2 protein-coding genes are annotated in these 521 nt (G+C 46.1%); both read left to right on the plus strand.

Features of this window, described 5'->3' with window-relative positions:
* Nucleotides 1-60: 60 nt before the first annotated feature.
* Complete coding sequence (locus AB1L17_RS31510; RefSeq protein ID WP_024984542.1) at nt 61-267, plus strand: hypothetical protein; 207 nt, start codon at nt 61-63, stop codon at nt 265-267.
* A partial coding sequence (locus tag AB1L17_RS31515) for a hypothetical protein (RefSeq protein ID WP_412848926.1) occupies nt 264-521 on the plus strand: 258 nt, incomplete at its 3' end. The genes AB1L17_RS31510 and AB1L17_RS31515, both read left to right, overlap by 4 nt.

The following is a 521-nucleotide window of genomic DNA, read 5'->3' on the forward strand; positions in this document are numbered from 1 at the left end:
CCGGGCAGAAATGCCCGGTTTTTCTATTTATGAAATCAATTCCGAAAGGAGAGGGTGCGAATGCGAAGGTTTCTCCGCCAGTGGTGCCTTGATGAATCGGGTACGGTCTTGATGGAAAAGAAAGTGATTTTGGTGGTCTCTGCAGTGATGATCTTTGGTTTGGCCTCCATGGCCTTACCTTGGATCAACTCGTATTTTTCCGACTATACCACCAGTGTACGACATGCCGGGAAAGTACATGAATTTCGGAGCGTGATCCTCCAATGAAAAAACTACGAAATCAAAATGGGTTTATCAGTATTGAGTATTTGATCATCTTCTCCCTGATTTTTCCGTTCTTCATCCTTATGGGTGATTTTGTTCAATGGGGAGGAAAATGGCTCAATGCTCAGGTTTGTATCAATGACACGGCTCAAAAGATGGGGGAGCATGGCGGGCTGTTGGATGGTACTATCCCCTATTTGCAACAGCGGTTTGCTGATGCCGGACTGGACCCTGCTGAATGGGATTTGACGGTTACA

This window comes from Brevibacillus jepli (assembly GCF_047229145.1).
Taxonomy (GTDB): Bacteria; Bacillota; Bacilli; order Brevibacillales; family Brevibacillaceae; genus Brevibacillus.

What these genes read in the sequence shown, in the direction of transcription:
- AB1L17_RS31510 (WP_024984542.1), top strand. Translation starts at nt 61, where the DNA reads ATGCGAAGGTTTCTCCGCCAGTGGTGCCTTGATGAATCGGGTACGGTC.